Origin of the sequence: Flavobacterium sp. FlaQc-30 (genome assembly GCF_044005885.1) — a bacterium.
In the GTDB taxonomy this organism is placed as follows: domain Bacteria; phylum Bacteroidota; class Bacteroidia; order Flavobacteriales; family Flavobacteriaceae; genus Flavobacterium.
The window spans coordinates 1-342 of the sequence record NZ_JBIPCO010000036.1; the positions used below are offsets into that span (position 1 = coordinate 1).

General features: G+C 35.1%; 1 pseudogene. It reads left to right on the forward strand.

Annotation, left to right across the window (positions count from 1 at the left end):
* A pseudogene (locus ACHRV0_RS21630) lies at positions 1–342 on the forward strand (hypothetical protein); the annotation flags it as partial.

Sequence of the window (342 nt, forward strand, 5' to 3'; positions counted from 1 at the left end):
ATGAGGCAGGAGACAATGTTACTATTGATGTAGTAGGCGATGTTGCAACTAATTTTGAAACAATCATAAACAATCCAGCAGTAACAAATGTTTTAAACAATTTTGTTACTAAATCAGAAGGTACAGTGTCGTTCAATTCTACAACTAATGAGTTTACTTATACAGATGCTTCAGGTGCAACACAAGTGGTAAACATTAATGAAATTGTAAAAGGAAACGAAACTTTAACATCACTTGCTTATGATGCGACAGGAAAAACATTAACGTATCAGCCAGAAAGCGGATCTGCAACAGTAATAAAACTTGTTGATATGGTTGGAGATGCAGAAACGCTGACAACCT